Annotated in this window: 4 tRNA genes; all 4 read left to right on the top strand. The window is 36.0% G+C overall.

Annotation, left to right across the window (positions count from 1 at the left end):
* The first annotated feature begins 45 nt into the window (after positions 1-45).
* The 4 genes from GQA99_RS20105 (at position 46) to GQA99_RS20090 (ending at position 789) form a co-directional block, all read left to right on the top strand.
* Positions 46-121: transfer RNA gene (locus GQA99_RS20105), tRNA-Lys, on the top strand.
* A 123-nt stretch (positions 122-244) separates the two neighbouring features.
* A tRNA-Lys gene (locus GQA99_RS20100) sits at positions 245-320 on the top strand.
* A 150-nt stretch (positions 321-470) separates the two neighbouring features.
* A tRNA-Lys gene (locus GQA99_RS20095) sits at positions 471-562 on the top strand.
* 135 nt (positions 563-697) lie between these two features.
* Positions 698-789 (top strand) — tRNA-Lys (locus GQA99_RS20090).
* Positions 790-1,146 lie beyond the last annotated feature (357 nt).

The raw sequence follows: 1,146 nt of genomic DNA, 5'->3' as shown, positions 1-1,146 counted from the left end.
TTGGCTTTTGTTCCAGTAAGCAGTAAAGCTTATAAAAACCAAGATGGGTCGTTAGCTCAGTCGGTAGAGCAGTTGGCTTTTAACCAATTGGTCGAAGGTTCGAATCCTTCACGACCCACCACTTTCTAAATCGTGGCTAAAGAATTTAGATGTTATACCTGTATGGGTCGTTAGCTCAGTCGGTCTTGAAACATAGACAGTTGGCTTTTGTTCCAGTAAGCGATAAAGCTTATAAAACCAAGTTGGGTCGTTAGCTCAGTCGGTAGAGCAGTTGGCTTTTAACCAATTGGTCGAAGGTTCGAATCCTTCACGACCCACCACTTCTTGATTTATCCTCTCCAATATCTACTTAATCAATATCTACTTGAACGTTAAAAAGTAATTAATTTTATATTCAGTTTACTCATCTTTTATTAGATTCTTGTCAGGTATATGATTCAACTTTGCATTGATGACTGTAAAACCAAGATGGATCGTTAGCTCAGTCACTTTGGTTTAAATCAACGACTGCAGTTGGCTTTTAACTAATTGGTCGAAATTTCGAATTCTTCACGACCCACCAATTTTTGATTTCTCCTTTTCAATATTTACTTGATAGCTCCAAAGTAGCTAATTCTATATTCAGTTTACTTATCTCCTATTAGATCCTTGTCAGGTATATGATTCAACTTTGGATTGATGACTGCAAAACCAATATGGGTCGTTAGCTCAGTCACTTTGGTTTAAATCAACGACTGTAGTTGGCTTTTAACCAATTGGTCGAAGGTTCGAATCCTTCACGACCCACCACTTCTTGATTTATCCTCTTCAATATCTACTTGAACGTTCAAAAGTAATTAATTTTATATTCAGTTTACTCATCTTTTATTAGATTCTTGTCAGGTATATGATTCAACTTTGGATTGATGACTGTAAAACTAAGATGGGCCGATAGCTCAGTCGGTCTTGAAACATAGACAGTTGGCTTTTGCTCCAGTAAGTAATGAAGCTTATGAAACCAATATCTGTCTTTAGCTCAGTCATACCAATTACATTAAATATATGATCTAATTAACCGTCATTCTCTTATTGCTATATTTATGAATAATATCAATCTTGCTGCATTAGCTAAATCTGAAAAAAGTGCTCGTAAACGTATCCGTTACC

Source organism: Shewanella litoralis (assembly GCF_009828585.1).
GTDB lineage: Bacteria > Pseudomonadota > Gammaproteobacteria > Enterobacterales > Shewanellaceae > Shewanella > Shewanella litoralis.
Note: the sequence above shows the minus strand (reverse complement) of the source record. Positions and strands in the feature narration are given on the sequence as shown.